Source organism: Streptomyces scabiei 87.22, assembly GCF_000091305.1.
Classification (GTDB): Bacteria; Actinomycetota; Actinomycetes; order Streptomycetales; family Streptomycetaceae; genus Streptomyces; species Streptomyces scabiei.
The window spans coordinates 6,661,439-6,678,198 of the sequence record NC_013929.1; the positions used below are offsets into that span (position 1 = coordinate 6,661,439).

Sequence of the window (16,760 nt, forward strand, 5' to 3'; positions counted from 1 at the left end):
GACGAAACGGGGCCCGGCGGCGGACGAACCGCCACCGGACCCCGGCCCTGTGTCGACGGCCTCGGCCGCCCGCGCTCAGCGCACCGTGTCGGACACCTCGGCGCCGGCGGACTTCCGGGCACCCAGCCGCTCCTTGACGACCGCGATGCCGACGACGACGGCCGCGACCAGCAGCGACAGCAGCAGGATCTCGCGGTTGCCGTGCTCGGTGTCGGTGAGCATGTAGCCGAGGACGAAGAGGATCAGCCCGATCGTGGCCCACGTCAGATAGGGGTACAGCCACATCTTCACGACGAGCTTCTCCGGCGACTCCCGCTCGATGATCCTGCGCATGCGCAGCTGCGAGAAGCAGATGACGAGCCACACGAACAGGGCGACCGCGCCGGAGGAGTTGACGAGGAAGAGGAAGACACCCTCGGGGAAGAAGTAGTTGAAGATGACGGCCACGAACCCGAAGACGACCGAGGAGAGGATGGCGGCCATCGGCACACCCCGGCCGTTCGTCCGGCCGAACGCGCGCGGCGCGTCCCCGCGCTGGCCCAGCGAGAACGCCATGCGCGACGCGGTGTAGAGACCCGAGTTCAGGCAGGACAGCACCGAGGTCAGCACGATGAAGTTCATGATCTGGCCGGCGTGCGCGATGCCGAGGGAGTCGAGGGCGGCGACGTAGGAGCCCTTCTCCTTGATCGACGGGTCGTTCCACGGCAGCAGCGTGACCACGACGAAGATCGAGCCGAGGTAGAAGACGCCGATGCGCCAGATGATGCTGTTGGTCGACTTGGTGACGGCCCGCTGCGGGTTCTCCGTCTCCCCGGCGGCCAGCGTGGCGATCTCGCTGCCCATGAAGGAGAAGACGACCAGCAGCACACCGATGAGGATCGCGCCCGCGCCGTGCGGCAGGAACCCGCCGTGCTCGGTCAGGTTGGACAGCCCGGCCTTGTCGGTGTCGGCGCCCGGCAGCACGCCGAACACCGCGAGACCGCCCACCACGATGAACGCGGCGATCGCGACGACCTTGATCCCGGCGAACCAGAACTCGAACTCACCGTAGGAGCCGACGGAGACCAGGTTCGTCGCGGTCAGGACGACCATCACGATCAATGCCCAGCCCCACTGCGGCACCGCCGGTATCCAGCCCTCCAGGATCACCGCGCCCGCGGTCGCCTCGACCGCGAGCACGACGACCCAGAAGAACCAGTACAGCCAGCCGATCGAGAACCCGGCCCAGCGGCCGAGCGCGCGGTCGGCGTGGGCCGAGAACGACCCCGACGTCGGGTTCGCTGCGGACATCTCACCGAGCATCCGCATCACCAGCACCACCATCGTGCCGACGAGCGCGTACGACAGGAGGATGCCGGGGCCGGCGGTGGCGATGCCGGAACTCGACCCGACGAACAGGCCGGCTCCGATCACACCCCCGATCGCGATCATCGACAGATGACGGTTCTTGAGACCGGCGTGCAGACCGGGGGAGGGAGGCGAGGACGAGCCAGGGGAATCCGCCTGGGGCGGCAGGGTCGGCTGCGAGGTCATGGGGGGAGGTTTCCTTTGCGCCGTGGTGGGGACTTCCGTGCGTCTGCCCAGTGACCGACCGATCGACTCTCGTCAGAGCGGGAAACGAGGGGCGACCGCGAGGGTCCGGCTGGGCCGTTGTAAAGATCGGTCCAGTGAATCGGAGGCGAAAGGATTCCAGAACCTTTGAATCCGGATCGTTACTTGAGGTTTACTTGAGGATTCGTTGGGTAGCTCACGTTTCGCTGGGTCGGCACCCCGTCGTGCCATGCCGAAACACGCGTGTCACACTCGGACCATGCGCGTCTACCTCGGCTCTGATCACGCCGGATACGAACTCAAGAACCACCTCGTGGAGTGGCTGAAGGCCGCCGGCCACGAGCCCGTCGACTGCGGGCCCCACATCTACGACGCCCAGGACGACTACCCGCCGTTCTGCCTCCGCGCGGCGGAGCGCACGGCCGCGGACCCCGGGTCCCTCGGCGTCGTCATCGGCGGCTCCGGCAACGGCGAACAGATCGCCGCGAACAAGGTGGCCGGCGTCCGCGCCGCCCTCGCCTGGAGTGCCGAGACCGCCGCGCTGGGCCGCGAGCACAACAACGCCAACGTCGTCGCCGTCGGCGCCCGCATGCACGCGCAGGACGACGCGACGAAGTTCGTCGAGACCTTCCTCAACACCCCGTTCTCCGGTGACGAGCGCCACATCCGCCGCATCGACATGCTGGCGGCGTACGAGACCACGGGCGACCTGCCCCCCGTCCCGGCCCACCACCCCCAGCCGTAGCGCTCCGGCGTTCGTACGGACCTGAGAAGCAGGGGGCGCAGCCCCCGCTTCTCAGGGGCGCGGGGAACTGCGCGAGCACCCCCCACCGGACCGGCACCCGAGAACGCGCCCCCGGCCGCCCCCACCCACCCTGCCGAACCCCCGGAGGACCCCCGTGCCGGAGGGGCACACCATCCACCGCCTCGCCGAGGACTGCCTGGCCCACTTCGGCGGCGACGGCCGGCCCACGCACGTCACCAGCCCCCAGGGCAAGTTCGCCGACGCCGCGGCCCTCCTCACCGGCACCCCGCTGCACACCGCCGAGGCCCACGGCAAGCACCTCTTCCTGCACTTCGGCGACCCCGACGCCGAGGAACGGGTGCACATCCACCTGGGCCTGTTCGGCAAGGTCACCTTCGGCCCGGCCCCCGCGCCCCCGCCCACGGACACCGTCCGCCTGCGGCTGCGCGACGACACGTCGTACATGGACCTGCGCGGCCCGACGACCTGCGCCCTGATCACCGAGGCCGAGAAACGCGCCGTGCACGCCCGCCTCGGCCCCGACCCGCTCCGCGCCGACGCCGACCCGGCCCGCGCGTACGCCCGTGTCTCCCGCAGCCGTACGACCATCGCCGCGCTCCTCCTGGACCAGAAGGTGATCGCGGGCGTCGGCAACGTCTACCGCGCCGAGGTCCTCTTCCGGCACGGCATCGACCCCTACCGCGCGGGCAAGGACATCACCCCGGCGGAGTGGGACGCGATCTGGACCGACCTCGTCGGCCTCATGCGCGAGGGCGTACGGCACAACCGCATCGACACCGTCCGCCCGGAACACACGCCCGAGGCCATGGGCCGCCCGCCCCGCGTCGACGACCACGGCGGCGAGGTGTACGTGTACCGCAGGGCGGCCCTGCCCTGCCATCTCTGTGGCGGCGAGGTCCGCACCGCCGACCTCGCCGCCCGCAACCTCTTCTGGTGCCCGGCCTGCCAGCAGAGGTGAGTCCCCGGCCCTAGTGAGCTGGTTCGGAGATGCGTGAGCAGTAGCGGCAGATTCGGTCGAGGATCTGGTCGGCGGTCTTGGTCCATTTGAAGGGTCTGGCCTGGTCGTTCCAGACCTTGATCCAGTCCTCGAGTGCGGCCTTGAGGTCGTCGAGGGAGCAGAACACCCCGCGTTCGAGGCAGCGCCGTTCCAACTCGGCGAACCACCGCTCGACCTGATTGATCCATGACGAGTAGGTGGGCGTGAAGTGGAGGTGGAAGCGGGGATGCGTGAGCAGCCACCTGTGCACCACCGGCGCCTTGTGGGCGGAGAGGTTGTCGCAGATCACGTGGACTGCCAGGCCGGGCTCGGTCTGGCGGTCGATCTCGTCGAGGAAGTCACGGAAGTCCACGGCCCGGTGCTGCGCGGACAGCTTCGAGATCACCTTGCCCGTCGCGGTGTTCAGGGCGGCGAACAGATCGACGGTGCCGTGCCGGACGTAGTCGAAGCTGCGCCGTTCGGGCACTCCGGGCAGCATCGGCAGGACCGGCGCGGTTCGTTCCAGGGCCTGGATCTGCGGTTTCTCGTCCACCGCGAACACCGCGGCATTGGCCGGCGGGGCGAGGTAGAGGCCGACGACATCGCGGATCTTGTCGATCAGGAGCGGGTCCGGAGAGATCTTGAAGGTCTCGGTCCGCCATGGCTGCAGGCCGAAGGCGTGCCAGATACGCAGCACGCTCGCCGGGGAGATCCCCACGACCTTGGCCAGCTCCCGCTTCGACCAGTGCGTCCCACCCGGAGGCGTCTGCTCCAGCGTGCGCACCACCACCTCTTCGACCTGGGCATCGGTGATGGTTCGTGGCACTCCCGGGCGCGGTTCGTCGCTGAGCCCGTCCAGCCGGGCGCGCAGGAATCCCGCCCGCCACTTGGTCACGGTGCCCCGGTTGACGCCCAGCCGCGCGGCGACCGCGATATTGCTGCCGCCGTCCGCGCAGGCCAGCACGATCCGTGCCCGTAACGCCAGGCCCTGCGCGGTCGTCCGGCGCCGGGCCCATCCCTGCAACGTCCGCCGCTCGGTATCGGATAACACCAACGGCGCAAGCCTGCTGTCGCCCATCCCCACAGCAGACCGCAAACCACCAGCCCCGTCACCACCCAAGCCGCGATCCGAAACGGAACACGACTCAAGTGGCGACGGAAGAACTCAAAACCGGCTCACTAGAAGCCGTGCGGCAGCCAGGGCGCCGGTCCGGACGCCAGGAACCCCACGGACGCCTCCGCCAGCGCCCCCTGGCGAAGCTCCCGGACCAGCCCCGCCCCGGCCAGCGCGGACAGGCTCACGCCGCCCAGATAGGCCGCGCCCAACTCCCGTACGTCCAGGGAGAGATCGGCGGCGTCCGCGGTGCGCTCGCAGGTCGCGCCCTTCGGGTCGCCGGTGAGCCGCCAACGCCCCTCGTTCCAGGGGCAGAAGGAGTCCTCGACCTCGAACACCACGTCCAGCGGCGCCTGGTAGGTCCGCAGGCGCAGCGCCGCGCCCACGTCCACGAGCCGCACATACAGGTCGTCGGTGAACCGCAGCGCGCAGCGCCGGATGTCCGACACCAGGTGCAGCACCGGCTCGTCGACGGGCAGCCGGTGGGCGACGACGCACGACGTCAGGTCGATGTCGAAGAGGAACCGCCACAGCGCGGCACGGGCGGCCGGGTCCAGGGCCTCCAGCGCGCTCAACTGGACGACGCCGTCCGCCCCGCGCGGCCCCCAGTCGGACTTGACCCGGAAGCGCGCGTACCCGACCACGCCGGCGCCCTCGCCGTCGGTCCGCTCGGCCACCACGCACTGCAGGGGTGAGGCACCGCTGCGGTGGCGTTCCGTGTCGAGCAGTTCCACCCGCTCCCAGCCGGGCTGCCGGGCCAGCGTCCCGGGCCGCTCCGGCACCCGCCGGGCGTACACCGCCTCGCACGCGTCGAGCACCTCGGACGGGTCGGCGTAGCGCAGCCGTACGTCGTCGGTGCCGGGCGGTACGGACAGCCGCACCCGGGCGGTGTCGATGTCGGCGGCCAGCCGGCGCGTGGCCAGGCCGTACCCGAACCGGCCGTAGATCGCCGGCTCGGACGCGGTCAGCACGGCCAGCGGCTCGCCCCAGGAACGGACGTCGTCCAACTGCCGCCGCATCATGGAGGTCAGCACCCCGCGGCGCCGGTGTGTGGCCGCGACACCGACCATCGTGACCCCGGCCGCCGGGACGGCCGAGCCGCCGGGCACGGTGAGACGGAAGTCGAACGCCCCCGCCGTACCCACGCAGCGGTCGCCCTCCCACACGCCGACGCAACGCTCGGGCACCGTGAGCGCGTCCCACAACTCGCGCTCCTCCGGCGGTTCGGGGGTGCCGCCGAAGGCGCGGATGAGGTTGTCGTACCAGGGGTCCCAGTCTTCCTTGCGCAGCGCCCGCAGCTCAGTCGTCATACGCCATGCCTAGCAGCACGATCCCGTACGGGCGAACGAATTTGACCCGCGCGTCGCCGTCGGACGTGGGATCCTTCACAGGTGCCGCACGGAGGGCGCACGGGGGCCGAACGACGCGTTCCGGTGTGAGATCTGTGTGAGATTCGTCGTGAACCGGCCCTCGGAAGGGGGACAAGTAGGACCTCCTGTGCACAGGGGCTGGTCCGATGGATAAGGTCCCGAACAATGGCAGCAGGACGAGAGCGGCGCGCGGCGGCCGATACGCTCACGGCCCGGATGAAGAAGCTGGTTCACCGGGTCCGCACCGGCGTGCGCAAATCCGCCGTCGACTACTTCCGCGGGGACGGCTCCGACTGGATCGCCCTCGTCGGCCTGCTGCTGATGATCCCGCTGATCGCCTGCCTCACGCTGATCAACGAGGTGTGGTTCTCACCCGCCGTCCTCGTCCTTCCCATCGTCGCGGGCGGCCTGCTGCTGCGGCCCGCCAGTCTCCTCGGCCTGTACGCGGCCGCCGCGACCGCGCTGATCGTGGAGTCGGTACGGCTCGGCCCCTATCCCGAGGGCCCGGCCCGGGTGACACCCGGCATCGTGCTCGTGGTCGCCGCCTGCGGTTTCTTCGGCCTGCTCATCGCCCAGTTCCGCAGCCGGGTCGGCGTGCCCTGGCGGCGCGGCGGCACCATGCTCTTCGACCTGCGCGAACGCATCCGGGTCCAGAGCAAGTTGCCGCAACTGCCCGCCGGCTGGCACCGCGAGATGGCCCTGCGTCCGGCGGGCGGCCAGTCCTTCTCCGGCGACTTCGTCGTGGCCGCCCGCACGAACGGCGGCCGCACCCTCGAAGTCGTCCTCACCGACGTCTCCGGCAAGGGCATGGACGCGGGCTCCCGCGCCCTGCTCCTCTCCGGCGCTTTCGGCGGTCTTCTGGGATCGCTCCCACCGCACGCCTTCCTCCCGGCGGCCAACGGCTACCTCCTCCGCCAGGACTGGGACGAGGGCTTCGCGACCTCCATCCACCTCGTCCTCGACCTCGACTCCGGCGACTACGAACTCTTCTCCGCCGGCCACCCGCCCGGCCTCCAGCTCAGCGCGGGCACCGGCCGCTGGGAGGAGAAGGCCGCCGAGGGCCCCCTCCTCGGCGTCTACGACGGCGCCCAGTTCGACCCCGTCAAGGGATCCCTGCGCCCCGGCGACGTCCTGATGCTGTTCACCGACGGCCTCGTCGAGACCTCCGAGCGGGACATAGTCGAAGGCATCGACCGCCTCACCGGCGAGGCCGACCGCTACGTCGCGGGAGGCTTCCACGGCGCCGCCTGGCACCTCATCGAAGCCGTGGCCAAGGACGTCAACGACGACCGAGCCCTCCTCCTGATCTGCCGAGAAGGCCCCACAGCCACCCGCCCCTGAACAGCAGAGGACGAAGCCCCTTGCTGGCCAGGGGTGCGGGGAACGGCGCGAGAACCCCCACCGGACGTGCACGCGGTCCTCGACGGCGACAGCCTCCTGCTTTTCAGGGGCGCGGGGAACGGCGCGAGAACCCCATCGGACCGGCACATGGGGGTCGAAGGGGCGCAGCCCCTGGAGGAGGGGACGGGTAGGGGCGGCGGGGGCGAAACCCGGACCGGCACCCACCACTCACCACCCCACCCCACACCCACCGCACGAAGGAGCCCAGACCCGATGCCCTCGACCCCCCTCTCCCTCCCGGAAGTGGAAACCCTGGCCAGAACGGCCCACGCCACCCAGAAGGACAAGGCCGGCCGCCCCTACACCGAGCACCTCCAGGCGGTCGCGGCCGGCGTCACGGCACGAGGCGGCGACGAGGACCAGATCGCCGCGGCCTGGCTGCACGACGCGGTCGAGGACGACGCCCTCACCGAGACCTGGCTCACCGAGGCCCCTCTGACCGCCCGCACCAAGGCCATCGTCCTCGCCCTCACCAAGCGCGGGGGCGAAACCCCGGAGACGTACGCCACCCGCATCCTCGACACCCCGGGCGCCCTCCTCGTCAAGCAGTCGGACCTCGCGCACAACGCGGACCCGGCCCGCCTCGCCGTCCTGGACGAACCCACACGCACCCGCCTGACCCGCAAGTACGCCCACATGCGAAACCTCCTCGGCCTGCCGGACGAACCGGCGGCCGAGGAGGCCACGGAGAACAACTGAGAGAGAACAGGAGCGAACGGGAGCGACGGACCCCGGCGCCGAGGCCGAGGGGACGTCGAGGGGACAGAGACCCCGCGCCTACGTCCTGCCCCCCACCTTCCCCCGCTCGCGAGCCAGCTCGGCGGCATCCCGCTTGAACGCCCACTCCATCTTCGGCTCCATCGCGAACCGGAACATCCGCTGCACCGGCGGGGTGCACAGCACGGTGATGACGGCCGCAGCGAGGAACGTGGCGAACAGCTCGCCGAGCGGCTGGTACACCCACGCGTTGGCGTCGTACCAGTCCCAGAAGCGCGACCCCTTCGCGAGGAACCCGTGCAGCAGGTAGCCGTACAACGTGCCCGCGCCCAGCACGGTGAACCACATCTTCCGACGCGGCACCCAGGCGAAGAAGCACGTGGTCAGCACCATGGAGCAGCCGAACAGCGCGAAGGTCATGACGATGCCCGCCCACCACGGCGCACCCAGCTCCTGCGCGCTGTCACGGTGGTAGAACCAGGCCGAGTTCATGTCCGGGCCCAGCCAGTACGCCATCGCCAGCGCGCACCCGGCCACCGGCAGGGACAGGATCCGCACCTCGCGGCGCCGCATGAACTGGAAGTGCGCGGGCTTCATGAACAGGCCGACGACGAAGAACGGCAGGAACTGCAGGACACGCTGCAGGTCCAGGTCGTCACCGATGTCGGGAGAGACCGAGGCGAGCGCCGCGACGGCGAGCGCCACCGGGACGGGCCAGCGCACGACCTTCCACAGCGGTGTCGTCAGCCGCCACACGAACAGCGCGATCAGGAACCAGGTGAGGTACCAGGGGTCGAGCAGGCTGATCGGGTGGGAGGGGTCGTCGTCGCCCCACCGCTTGAAGAAGGAGTAGGCGATCTCGAAGAGGACGTACGGCACGGCGATTCCGGTGACCAGCCTGCGGAGCCGGTCCGGGCGCATGTCGAAACTGCGCGAGAAGTAACCGGAGATGATGATGAACGCCGGCATGTGAAACGTGTACACGAACATGTACAGCGCCTCGGCGGCGCGGCTGTGGTCGGTGAGCGGCTCCCACGCGTGTCCCATCGCCACGAGCACGATGGCGAGGTACTTGGCGTTGTCGAAGAACGCGTCACGTTGTTTGGCCGGTCTGGCCTCGGGGGAGGCGCCACCTGGCGTCGGCTGGGGAGACGAGGACTTCAGCGAGCGCGGACTCGGCACTCCGTCTGCGGACGGTTGTAGTGGCTGTGTCGGCGGGAGCGGCGTCCCGGTTCGGCCGTGCGGTCGCAGCGAGTTCGTCACAGACCCTCCCTCCGGCAACTCCGGAGGACGGTCCGAGCACTCGCTGCGCAAGCGGGGGACGAGGCAGCGGTGAACATCTGAGGCACCCTAGCGTTGTCTGTGCGATTACGTAAAACCACCCACGTGAATCCTGTATTGAGGGGTACGTGTCCTCCCCGCGTACCCGGGATTCGTGAAGTCATGACCAGGTGAAGCGTCACAACGTGTCCACTGCAGGGCAGATGACAACCGCCGTTCTGTCAGCATTCATCCCGACTAAATGGTGCATACCGTGCGCAGGCGACTCCGGTGAAATGTCCGGTTAATTACCGTCCTGCCCGGGCCTCTTGATGTGTCGGTGGCAACAATTCGAATTACCTGCGCACGGGTTGTGTGTGCACGGAAACGATCATCGCGAATTCACCCGGGGTGCGCTCCCGTTGGCCGGGGGCGGGGGTGGCGTGCGTGGAGTGACGTGGCCGACGTTGTCTCAGCCGCTGCATAGGACGGCCTGGTTGGTGGCACGATGGTTCTGGCGGGGTGCGCGTGGGGTCGGCGCCCCGGGCCGGGTGCGGACCGACCGAGGGTGTGATCTGTGTGGCCATTTCGCTGTCAGTGGTGCTCTTGCTGGGGATCATCCTGGTAGTGCTGATGCGGGGAGGGACGATCAAGGCCGGACCGGCCGTCGTCGCCATCCTCTTCGGCTTCTTCCTCGCCTCGACGGGCATGGCCGACGACATCCAGCGCTTCCTGAACTCGATAGCGGACACCATCAACTCGATCCAGTTCTAGACCGTGTCCGGGGTGACCACCGGAACACGCGCCGTGCACGTCCGCACGGCCGGCCGACGGCCACGAGACGGCAAAAAGCCTCCGGCCCGGTCGAGGAATCCCTCGACCGGGCCGGAGGCCGTTGGAGCGGGCGACGGGAATCGAACCCGCGTAGCTAGTTTGGAAGACTAGGGCTCTACCATTGAGCTACGCCCGCACAGCTCGCGCCGCAGGTCGGGTGACCGCGGCACAGAAGGCATCGTAGCGGGTCCGGTGCCGCCGCCGCACACCCCTTCCCGGCCGCGTCCGCCGTGCGCCGTCGCGCGCGCCCGCGCACTGGCTGAATGCGGCAACCCCATGGCCTGCGGGCATGTACCCTACGTGTCGCACCAGACGGGGTGTGGCGCAGCTTGGTAGCGCGTCCGCTTTGGGAGCGGAAGGCCGTGGGTTCAAATCCCGCCACCCCGACCACCGCGCCGGCAGGCGTCGCCCGCCACCGGCGAGATCGCCTTTTGGGGCGTGTACCGCCTGCGGTTACTATGCAAGCTGCGCGCCCGTGTGTCTGCACTCTCACGTCTCTCAAGGGCCGCTAATCCGCTGAAACCCCGCCGCACCGGTGGGGGACGTCAGCAGAACCCCAAGAAGTCAGCCCCCAAGGAGACCGAACCGTGAAGAGCGCCGTGGAGACCCTGAACCCGACCCGGGTTCGGCTCAGCATCGAGGTGCCCTTCGAGGAGCTCAAGGACAGCCTCGACGCGGCGTACAAGAAGATCAACCAGCAGGTCACGGTGAAGGGCTTCCGCAAGGGCAAGATCCCGGCCCGTGTCATCGACCAGCGGTTCGGCCGCGGTGCGGTGCTGGAGGAGGCCGTCAACGACGCGCTCCCGAAGTTCTACACGGACGCGGTCAACGAGGCCGAGCTCAACGTCCTGGGCCAGCCCGAGGTCGACATCACCGAGCTGAAGGACGGCGAGACGCTGAACTTCACCGCCGAGGTCGACGTCCGCCCGGCCATCGAGATCCCGGACTACTCCGGCATCGAGGTCGAGGTCGACGCCGTCGAGGTCACCGAGGAGGACGTGGACAAGGCGGTCGAGCAGCTGCGCGAGCGCTTCGCCTCCACCTCCCCGGTCGAGCGTGCCGCCGAGGACGGCGACGTCGTGACGCTCGACCTGCAGGCCAAGGTCGACGGCGAGGTCCTGGAGGACGGCGTCGCCGAGGGCGTCTCCTACACCATCGGCTCCGGCGAGCTGCTGGACGGCATCGACGACGCCGTGAAGGGCCTGGAGGCCGGTGGCGAGGCCACCTTCGCCTCCGAGCTCAAGGGCGGCTCGGCGGCCGGCAAGGAGGCCGAGGTGACCGTCAAGGTCTCCCAGGTCGCCGCCCGTGAACTCCCGGCCCTGGACGACGAGTTCGCCCAGCTCGCCTCCGAGTTCGACACCCTCGAGGAGCTGCGCGCGGACAGCCGCAAGCGCCTGGAGAACATGAAGCAGTACGACCAGGCCACCCAGGCCCAGGAGCGCGTCCTCGAGAAGCTCCTGGAGATCGTCGAGGTGCCCGTCCCCGAGAAGCTGCTCGAGGACGAGATCAACACCCGCAAGCACAACCTGGAGCACCACCAGCTCGGCCAGATGGGCCTGGACCTGGAGAAGTACCTGGAGATCCAGGGCAAGACGGTCGAGGAGTTCGACGCCGAGACCAAGGAAGCGGCCGTCAAGGGCATCAAGACCCAGTTCGTCCTCGACGAGCTGGTCTCCAAGGAGAAGCTGAACGTCAACCAGGAGGAGCTCACCGAGCACCTCATGCGCCGCGCGGCCTCCTCCGGCATGTCCCCGGACCAGTTCGCCCAGGCCGTCGTCCAGAACAACCAGGTCCAGCTCCTCGTGGGCGAGGTCGCTCGCGGCAAGGCCCTGGCCCTGGTCGTCGAGTCCGCCACGGTGAAGGACACCAACGGCGAGGTCGTCGACCTGGACGACGACGAGGACGAGACGGAGGCCGAGGGCTCCGCCGAGGCCACCGAGGAGACCCCGGCCGCCACCGAGGCCGAGGAGAAGGCCCCAGAGGCCTGATCGCTCCGCTGTTCGCCTGATGACGGGCCCCTGGATCACTTGTGACCCAGGGGCCCGTCGGCCTATCCAAGGGGCGCGGGGAACTGCGCGACCAGCCCACAACAAGCCGCACTCGCCGATCCACAGCCCGTGGCAGACGCGCGGGCGGCTTTGTGGGGGCCGGTCGCGCAGTTCCCCGCGCCCCTGTCCGGGCCGGGGGCCACAACGCACCCGCTCCACCCGGCGGAGCGCATGCGCTGACAGCGAACAGTTCCCTTTGCGGGATTCACCGGCGGAGCCACCGCGTTAGGGTCCATGAAGACGAGGGCTGGGCTGTCGGCTAACGGCCCGGTCCCCGGAAGGGAAACGTGAAGACGGCCCGGCGCCGTCGTAAGACGAGCAGGTGGATACGTGACGAATCTGATGCCCTCAGCCGCCGGCGAGCCTTCCATCGGTGGTGGCCTCGGCGACCAGGTCTACAACCGGCTGCTCAACGAGCGGATCATCTTCCTCGGCCAGCCGGTCGACGACGACATTGCCAACAAGATCACCGCACAGCTGCTGCTCCTTGCCGCGGACCCCGACAAGGACATCTACCTCTACATCAACAGCCCCGGCGGCTCCATCACGGCCGGTATGGCGATCTACGACACGATGCAGTTCATCAAGAACGACGTCGTGACCATCGCCATGGGCCTCGCGGCCTCGATGGGCCAGTTCCTGCTGAGCGCGGGCACCCCCGGCAAGCGCTTCGCGCTGCCGAACGCCGAGATCCTGATCCACCAGCCCTCGGCCGGTCTGGCCGGCTCGGCGTCGGACATCAAGATCCACGCCGAGCGGCTGCTGCACACCAAGAAGCGCATGGCGGAGCTCACCTCCCAGCACACGGGTCAGACCGTCGAGCAGGTGACCCGTGACTCGGACCGTGACCGCTGGTTCGACGCCTTCGAGGCCAAGGAGTACGGCCTCATCGACGACGTGATCCCCACGGCCGCCGGCATGCCGGGCGGCGGCGGCACCGGGGCCGGGCAGTAGTGGCGGCACCCGCCGCCACTCTCACCCCCGCGAAGCCCCCAGCCGACCGCCTCAGCCCCTCTCAGGCTCCCAGGAGACCACAGTGAACGACTTCCCCGGCAGCGGCCTCTACGACGGCGCACGCTCCCAGTACTCGGGCCCGACGGCCGAGTCCCGTTACGTCATCCCGCGCTTCGTCGAGCGCACCTCGCAGGGCATCCGTGAGTACGACCCGTACGCGAAGCTCTTCGAGGAGCGGGTGATCTTCCTCGGGGTGCAGATCGACGACGCCTCCGCCAACGACGTCATGGCGCAGCTGCTGTGCCTGGAGTCGATGGACCCCGACCGGGACATCTCCGTCTACATCAACAGCCCCGGCGGCTCCTTCACGGCGCTCACCGCGATCTACGACACGATGCAGTTCGTGAAGCCCGACATCCAGACGGTCTGCATGGGCCAGGCGGCCTCCGCCGCCGCGATCCTGCTCGCCGCCGGTACGCCGGGCAAGCGCATGGCGCTGCCGAACGCCCGCGTCCTGATCCACCAGCCGTACAGCGAGACGGGCCGCGGTCAGGTCTCCGACCTGGAGATCGCCGCCAACGAGATCCTCCGGATGCGTGGGCAGCTGGAGGACATGCTGGCCAAGCACTCCACCACGCCGATCGAGAAGATCCGCGAGGACATCGAGCGCGACAAGATCCTCACGGCCGAGGACGCGCTGTCGTACGGCCTGATCGACCAGATCATCTCCACGCGCAAGATGAACAACAACAACGTCCGCTGACCGCGAAAAGGATGTATCGTCTGCCGCCCCTTGGCATGGTTGGCACCATTTGACCCAGTGCACGACAAGGTGCACGTCAAAGCGAACCGTGCCAAGGGGGGCCCGAACGAGGGGCCCGGCAAGGTACCGTCGACATAAGGCAGCACCAGGAGCCGCTGGATTCCAATCGTCCAGTCGACTCCCAGGCGAAGGGGAAGCACACCGTGGCACGCATCGGTGACGGCGGCGATCTGCTCAAGTGCTCGTTCTGCGGCAAGAGCCAGAAGCAGGTCAAGAAGCTCATCGCAGGGCCCGGTGTGTACATCTGCGACGAGTGCATCGACCTCTGCAACGAGATCATCGAGGAAGAACTCGCGGAGACCAGTGAGGTCCGCTGGGAGGAACTCCCGAAGCCCCGCGAGATCTACGAGTTCCTCGAGGGCTACGTGGTGGGCCAGGAGGCGGCCAAGAAGGCGCTCTCCGTGGCCGTGTACAACCACTACAAGCGCGTCCAGGCCGGTGAGAACGGCGGCGGCCAAAGCCGCGAGGACGCCATCGAGTTGGCGAAGTCCAACATCCTGCTGCTGGGCCCCACGGGCTCGGGCAAGACCCTCCTCGCACAGACCCTCGCGCGCATGCTGAACGTCCCGTTCGCGATCGCGGACGCGACGGCGCTGACGGAGGCGGGGTATGTCGGCGAGGACGTCGAGAACATCCTGCTGAAGCTCATCCAGGCGGCCGACTACGACGTCAAGAAGGCCGAGACCGGGATCATCTACATCGACGAGATCGACAAGGTCGCGCGGAAGAGTGAAAACCCCTCCATCACACGTGACGTGTCGGGCGAGGGCGTCCAGCAGGCCCTGTTGAAGATCCTGGAGGGCACCACGGCGTCGGTCCCGCCGCAGGGCGGCCGCAAGCACCCGCACCAGGAGTTCATCCAGATCGACACGACGAACGTCCTGTTCATCGTGGGCGGCGCCTTCTCCGGCCTGGAGAAGATCATCGAATCCCGGGCCGGCGCGAAGGGCATCGGCTTCGGCGCGACGATCCGCTCCAAGCGCGAGCTGGAGTCCAAGGACCAGTTCGAGGCCGTCATGCCGGAGGACCTGGTCAAGTTCGGCATGATCCCGGAGTTCATCGGCCGTCTGCCCGTCATCACCTCGGTCCACAACCTGGACCGTGAGGCACTGCTCCAGATCCTCATCGAGCCGCGCAACGCGCTGGTGAAGCAGTACCAGCGCCTGTTCGAACTCGACGGCGTGGAGCTGGACTTCGAGCGCGAGGCCCTCGAAGCCATCGCCGACCAGGCCATCCTCCGCCAGACCGGCGCGCGCGGCCTGCGCGCCATCATGGAGGAGGTCCTGATGTCGGTCATGTACGAGGTCCCGTCCCGCAAGGACGTCGCCCGAGTCGTCATCACGGCCGACGTGGTCCGCTCCAACGTCAACCCGACCCTGATCCCCCGGGACGCGCGGGGGCGGGGACCGGGGGAGCAGAAGACGGCGTAGCCGCCGGGCACTTACCGAAAGAGCACCCGACGGGAGTCGGGTGCTCTTTTCAGTCAGTCATCATCCAGATCAGGCTGCGTGCACCCGCAGGCTCTAGTGTCATGAGCACCTCAAGTGATCTTCTGGTGCTGCCCCGGGACCGACCACTCCGGGGCGGTGAAGGAAGGATCATGACGATGAAGGTAAGACGCTTCCTGGCGGCCCTGGGCGTGGCCGCGGCGGCGGGAATAGTGCCGGTGGCGGCAGCAGGCACGGCGCACGCTGATGCGTTCGACTGCGTCGAGTACCTCAAGGACAAGGGGTACAGGGTGGGTCCGGTGGTGACCAGCGCGTGCGGTTACCACAGCGTCATCGGATTCCATCCCGTGTGCATAGTCAAGCTGCAGGACGTCGGTGTGAGGGCCGGACACGCCAACAGGGCATGCACGTTGGCCTGAGCCGACCTGCTTGCGGCTGAGGCCGGAAGCAACGGAGGGGCACCCCGGGTCGGGTGCCCCTCGTCACGTGCGAGGATGTCAGACCGCGACGCGAACTTCCTTGCGGAGCTTGGCGGCGGTCTCGGCGGCCTCGTTCGGATCGGTCGACTTGCCGGCCGCGAGATCCGAGTACTCCATGGGCATCACGAAACCAAGAGTGCTGTGGTCGCCCCACACGCAGTAGACCAGGTTCATCTCGCTCGGTCCGCCGCTCGTCGTCTCGCTCTCGCCCAGCTTCCCCTTCGCCTTCTGGCACTTCATGATGGCGCCGTCGAGCGAGTCCGGCGTGTACTCCTCGGCCTCGCCGACGAAGGTGATGTCGTTCTTCTCGGCCTCTTCCTTCTGCATGGCGAGGAAGCTGTCGACCGCCTTCTCCGGGTCCTCGATCTCGCCGTAGACGCCGCCGTACGTGATCGCCTTCCCGGCCAGGGGGTTGCTCTCGTCCCCCGACTGGTAGTTGGCGCTGACGTCCTTGGGGCTCTTGATGCCGAAAGCCTCGGCCTTCTTCAGCTCCTCGGTGGTCATCTCGTCGCCGGCGCCGCTGTGCTTCTTGTAGTCCCCCAGAACAGTCGCCGGCGTGGTCAGCTTGTGCGGGCCGTCGTCCGCGATGTCCGCGCCGCTGCCGCTTCCGCCCAGGACGAAGTACGCGCCCACCGCCACCGCCGCCACAACGGCGACCGCGCCCAGGATGATGCCGACCTTCTTGCCACCGCCGCCCGAGGGAACCGGCGGCTGCGGCACGGTGGGGTACGGCTGCTGGCCGTACGGGGCCTGGGGCTGGCCGTAGGGCGGGGTCTGGGGCGGAACGCCCTGGGGGGCCTGCTGGGGGTACCCGTAACCCGGCTGCGCCGGCGGCGCCTGCTGGGGGTAGCCGTAGCCGGGCTGGGGGGCGGCCTGCGGCGGCTGCTGGCCGTAGGGGCCCGGCTGGCCGCCCGGCTGACCGTACGGGCCGGGCTGCTGGGGCTGCCCACCGTATGGGCCCGGCTGGTTGTAACTCATGGTCTGGGTTCCCCTCCAGATGCTTATGTGTTCCTGACATC

General features: G+C 68.9%; 15 protein-coding genes and 2 tRNA genes. 11 read left to right on the forward strand and 6 right to left on the reverse strand.

The window, feature by feature from the left end; all coding sequences use genetic code 11:
* Window positions 1–75 precede the first annotated feature (75 nt).
* On the reverse strand, window positions 76–1,533 hold the full coding sequence (locus tag SCAB_RS28560) for an amino acid permease (RefSeq protein WP_013003566.1): 1,458 nt from the start codon (window positions 1,531–1,533) through the stop codon (window positions 76–78).
* A gap of 277 nt (window positions 1,534–1,810) precedes the next feature.
* Here SCAB_RS28560 and SCAB_RS28565 point away from each other — a divergent pair, with 277 nt between their 5' ends.
* Window positions 1,811–2,296, forward strand: coding sequence for a ribose-5-phosphate isomerase (locus SCAB_RS28565; RefSeq protein ID WP_037729629.1), 486 nt, complete (start codon window positions 1,811–1,813; stop codon window positions 2,294–2,296).
* A gap of 154 nt (window positions 2,297–2,450) precedes the next feature.
* A complete protein-coding gene (locus tag SCAB_RS28570; RefSeq protein ID WP_013003568.1) occupies window positions 2,451–3,275 on the forward strand; it encodes an Fpg/Nei family DNA glycosylase in 825 nt (274 codons plus the stop codon).
* A 10-nt stretch (window positions 3,276–3,285) separates the two neighbouring features.
* Here SCAB_RS28570 and SCAB_RS28575 read toward each other — a convergent pair whose 3' ends face one another.
* Window positions 3,286–4,371 carry an IS630 family transposase gene (locus SCAB_RS28575; RefSeq protein ID WP_041669729.1) on the reverse strand — a complete coding sequence of 362 codons (1,086 nt, stop codon included), beginning with the start codon at window positions 4,369–4,371 and terminating at the stop codon, window positions 3,286–3,288.
* 101 nt (window positions 4,372–4,472) lie between these two features.
* Entirely contained in the window at window positions 4,473–5,717 is a 1,245-nt protein-coding gene (locus SCAB_RS28580) for a GNAT family N-acetyltransferase (RefSeq protein ID WP_013003569.1), read from the reverse strand.
* Window positions 5,718–5,942: 225 nt separating this feature from the next.
* Between SCAB_RS28580 and SCAB_RS28585 the strand changes: the two genes are divergently transcribed.
* Window positions 5,943–7,118, forward strand: coding sequence for a PP2C family protein-serine/threonine phosphatase (locus SCAB_RS28585; RefSeq protein WP_013003572.1), 1,176 nt, complete (start codon window positions 5,943–5,945; stop codon window positions 7,116–7,118).
* 273 nt (window positions 7,119–7,391) lie between these two features.
* Window positions 7,392–7,877 carry an HD domain-containing protein gene (locus tag SCAB_RS28590; RefSeq protein ID WP_037729630.1) on the forward strand — a complete coding sequence of 162 codons (486 nt, stop codon included), beginning with the start codon at window positions 7,392–7,394 and terminating at the stop codon, window positions 7,875–7,877.
* 78 nt (window positions 7,878–7,955) lie between these two features.
* On the opposite strand, the gene SCAB_RS28595 is transcribed toward SCAB_RS28590, so the two are convergent.
* Window positions 7,956–9,158 (reverse strand): acyltransferase family protein, encoded by a 1,203-nt coding sequence (locus SCAB_RS28595; RefSeq protein WP_037729631.1) that lies wholly within the window; start codon window positions 9,156–9,158, stop codon window positions 7,956–7,958.
* 576 nt (window positions 9,159–9,734) lie between these two features.
* Between SCAB_RS28595 and SCAB_RS28600 the strand changes: the two genes are divergently transcribed.
* Entirely contained in the window at window positions 9,735–9,929 is a 195-nt protein-coding gene (locus SCAB_RS28600; protein WP_033526477.1) for a hypothetical protein, read from the forward strand.
* A 122-nt stretch (window positions 9,930–10,051) separates the two neighbouring features.
* Here SCAB_RS28600 and SCAB_RS28605 read toward each other — a convergent pair.
* Window positions 10,052–10,125: transfer RNA gene (locus SCAB_RS28605), tRNA-Gly, on the reverse strand.
* A gap of 177 nt (window positions 10,126–10,302) precedes the next feature.
* On the opposite strand from SCAB_RS28605, the gene SCAB_RS28610 reads away from it, so the two are divergent.
* The 6 genes from SCAB_RS28610 to SCAB_RS28635 all read left to right on the forward strand — a co-directional run bounded on the left by SCAB_RS28610 (window position 10,303) and on the right by SCAB_RS28635 (window position 15,681).
* Window positions 10,303–10,379 (forward strand) — tRNA-Pro (locus tag SCAB_RS28610).
* A gap of 197 nt (window positions 10,380–10,576) precedes the next feature.
* Entirely contained in the window at window positions 10,577–11,977 is a 1,401-nt protein-coding gene (gene tig / locus SCAB_RS28615) for a trigger factor (protein WP_013003576.1), read from the forward strand.
* 402 nt (window positions 11,978–12,379) lie between these two features.
* A complete protein-coding gene (locus SCAB_RS28620) occupies window positions 12,380–12,991 on the forward strand; it encodes an ATP-dependent Clp protease proteolytic subunit (RefSeq protein WP_037729632.1) in 612 nt (203 codons plus the stop codon).
* Between the two features lie 82 nt (window positions 12,992–13,073).
* A complete protein-coding gene (locus SCAB_RS28625; RefSeq protein ID WP_013003578.1) occupies window positions 13,074–13,754 on the forward strand; it encodes an ATP-dependent Clp protease proteolytic subunit in 681 nt (226 codons plus the stop codon).
* A gap of 203 nt (window positions 13,755–13,957) precedes the next feature.
* Window positions 13,958–15,244: an ATP-dependent Clp protease ATP-binding subunit ClpX gene (gene clpX / locus SCAB_RS28630; protein WP_013003579.1), complete on the forward strand. Its 1,287-nt coding sequence runs from the start codon at window positions 13,958–13,960 to the stop codon at window positions 15,242–15,244.
* Between the two features lie 170 nt (window positions 15,245–15,414).
* Window positions 15,415–15,681: a hypothetical protein gene (locus SCAB_RS28635; RefSeq protein ID WP_037729633.1), complete on the forward strand. Its 267-nt coding sequence runs from the start codon at window positions 15,415–15,417 to the stop codon at window positions 15,679–15,681.
* 78 nt (window positions 15,682–15,759) lie between these two features.
* Here SCAB_RS28635 and SCAB_RS28640 read toward each other — a convergent pair whose 3' ends face one another.
* Window positions 15,760–16,719: a membrane protein gene (locus tag SCAB_RS28640; RefSeq protein WP_013003581.1), complete on the reverse strand. Its 960-nt coding sequence runs from the start codon at window positions 16,717–16,719 to the stop codon at window positions 15,760–15,762.
* Window positions 16,720–16,760 lie beyond the last annotated feature (41 nt).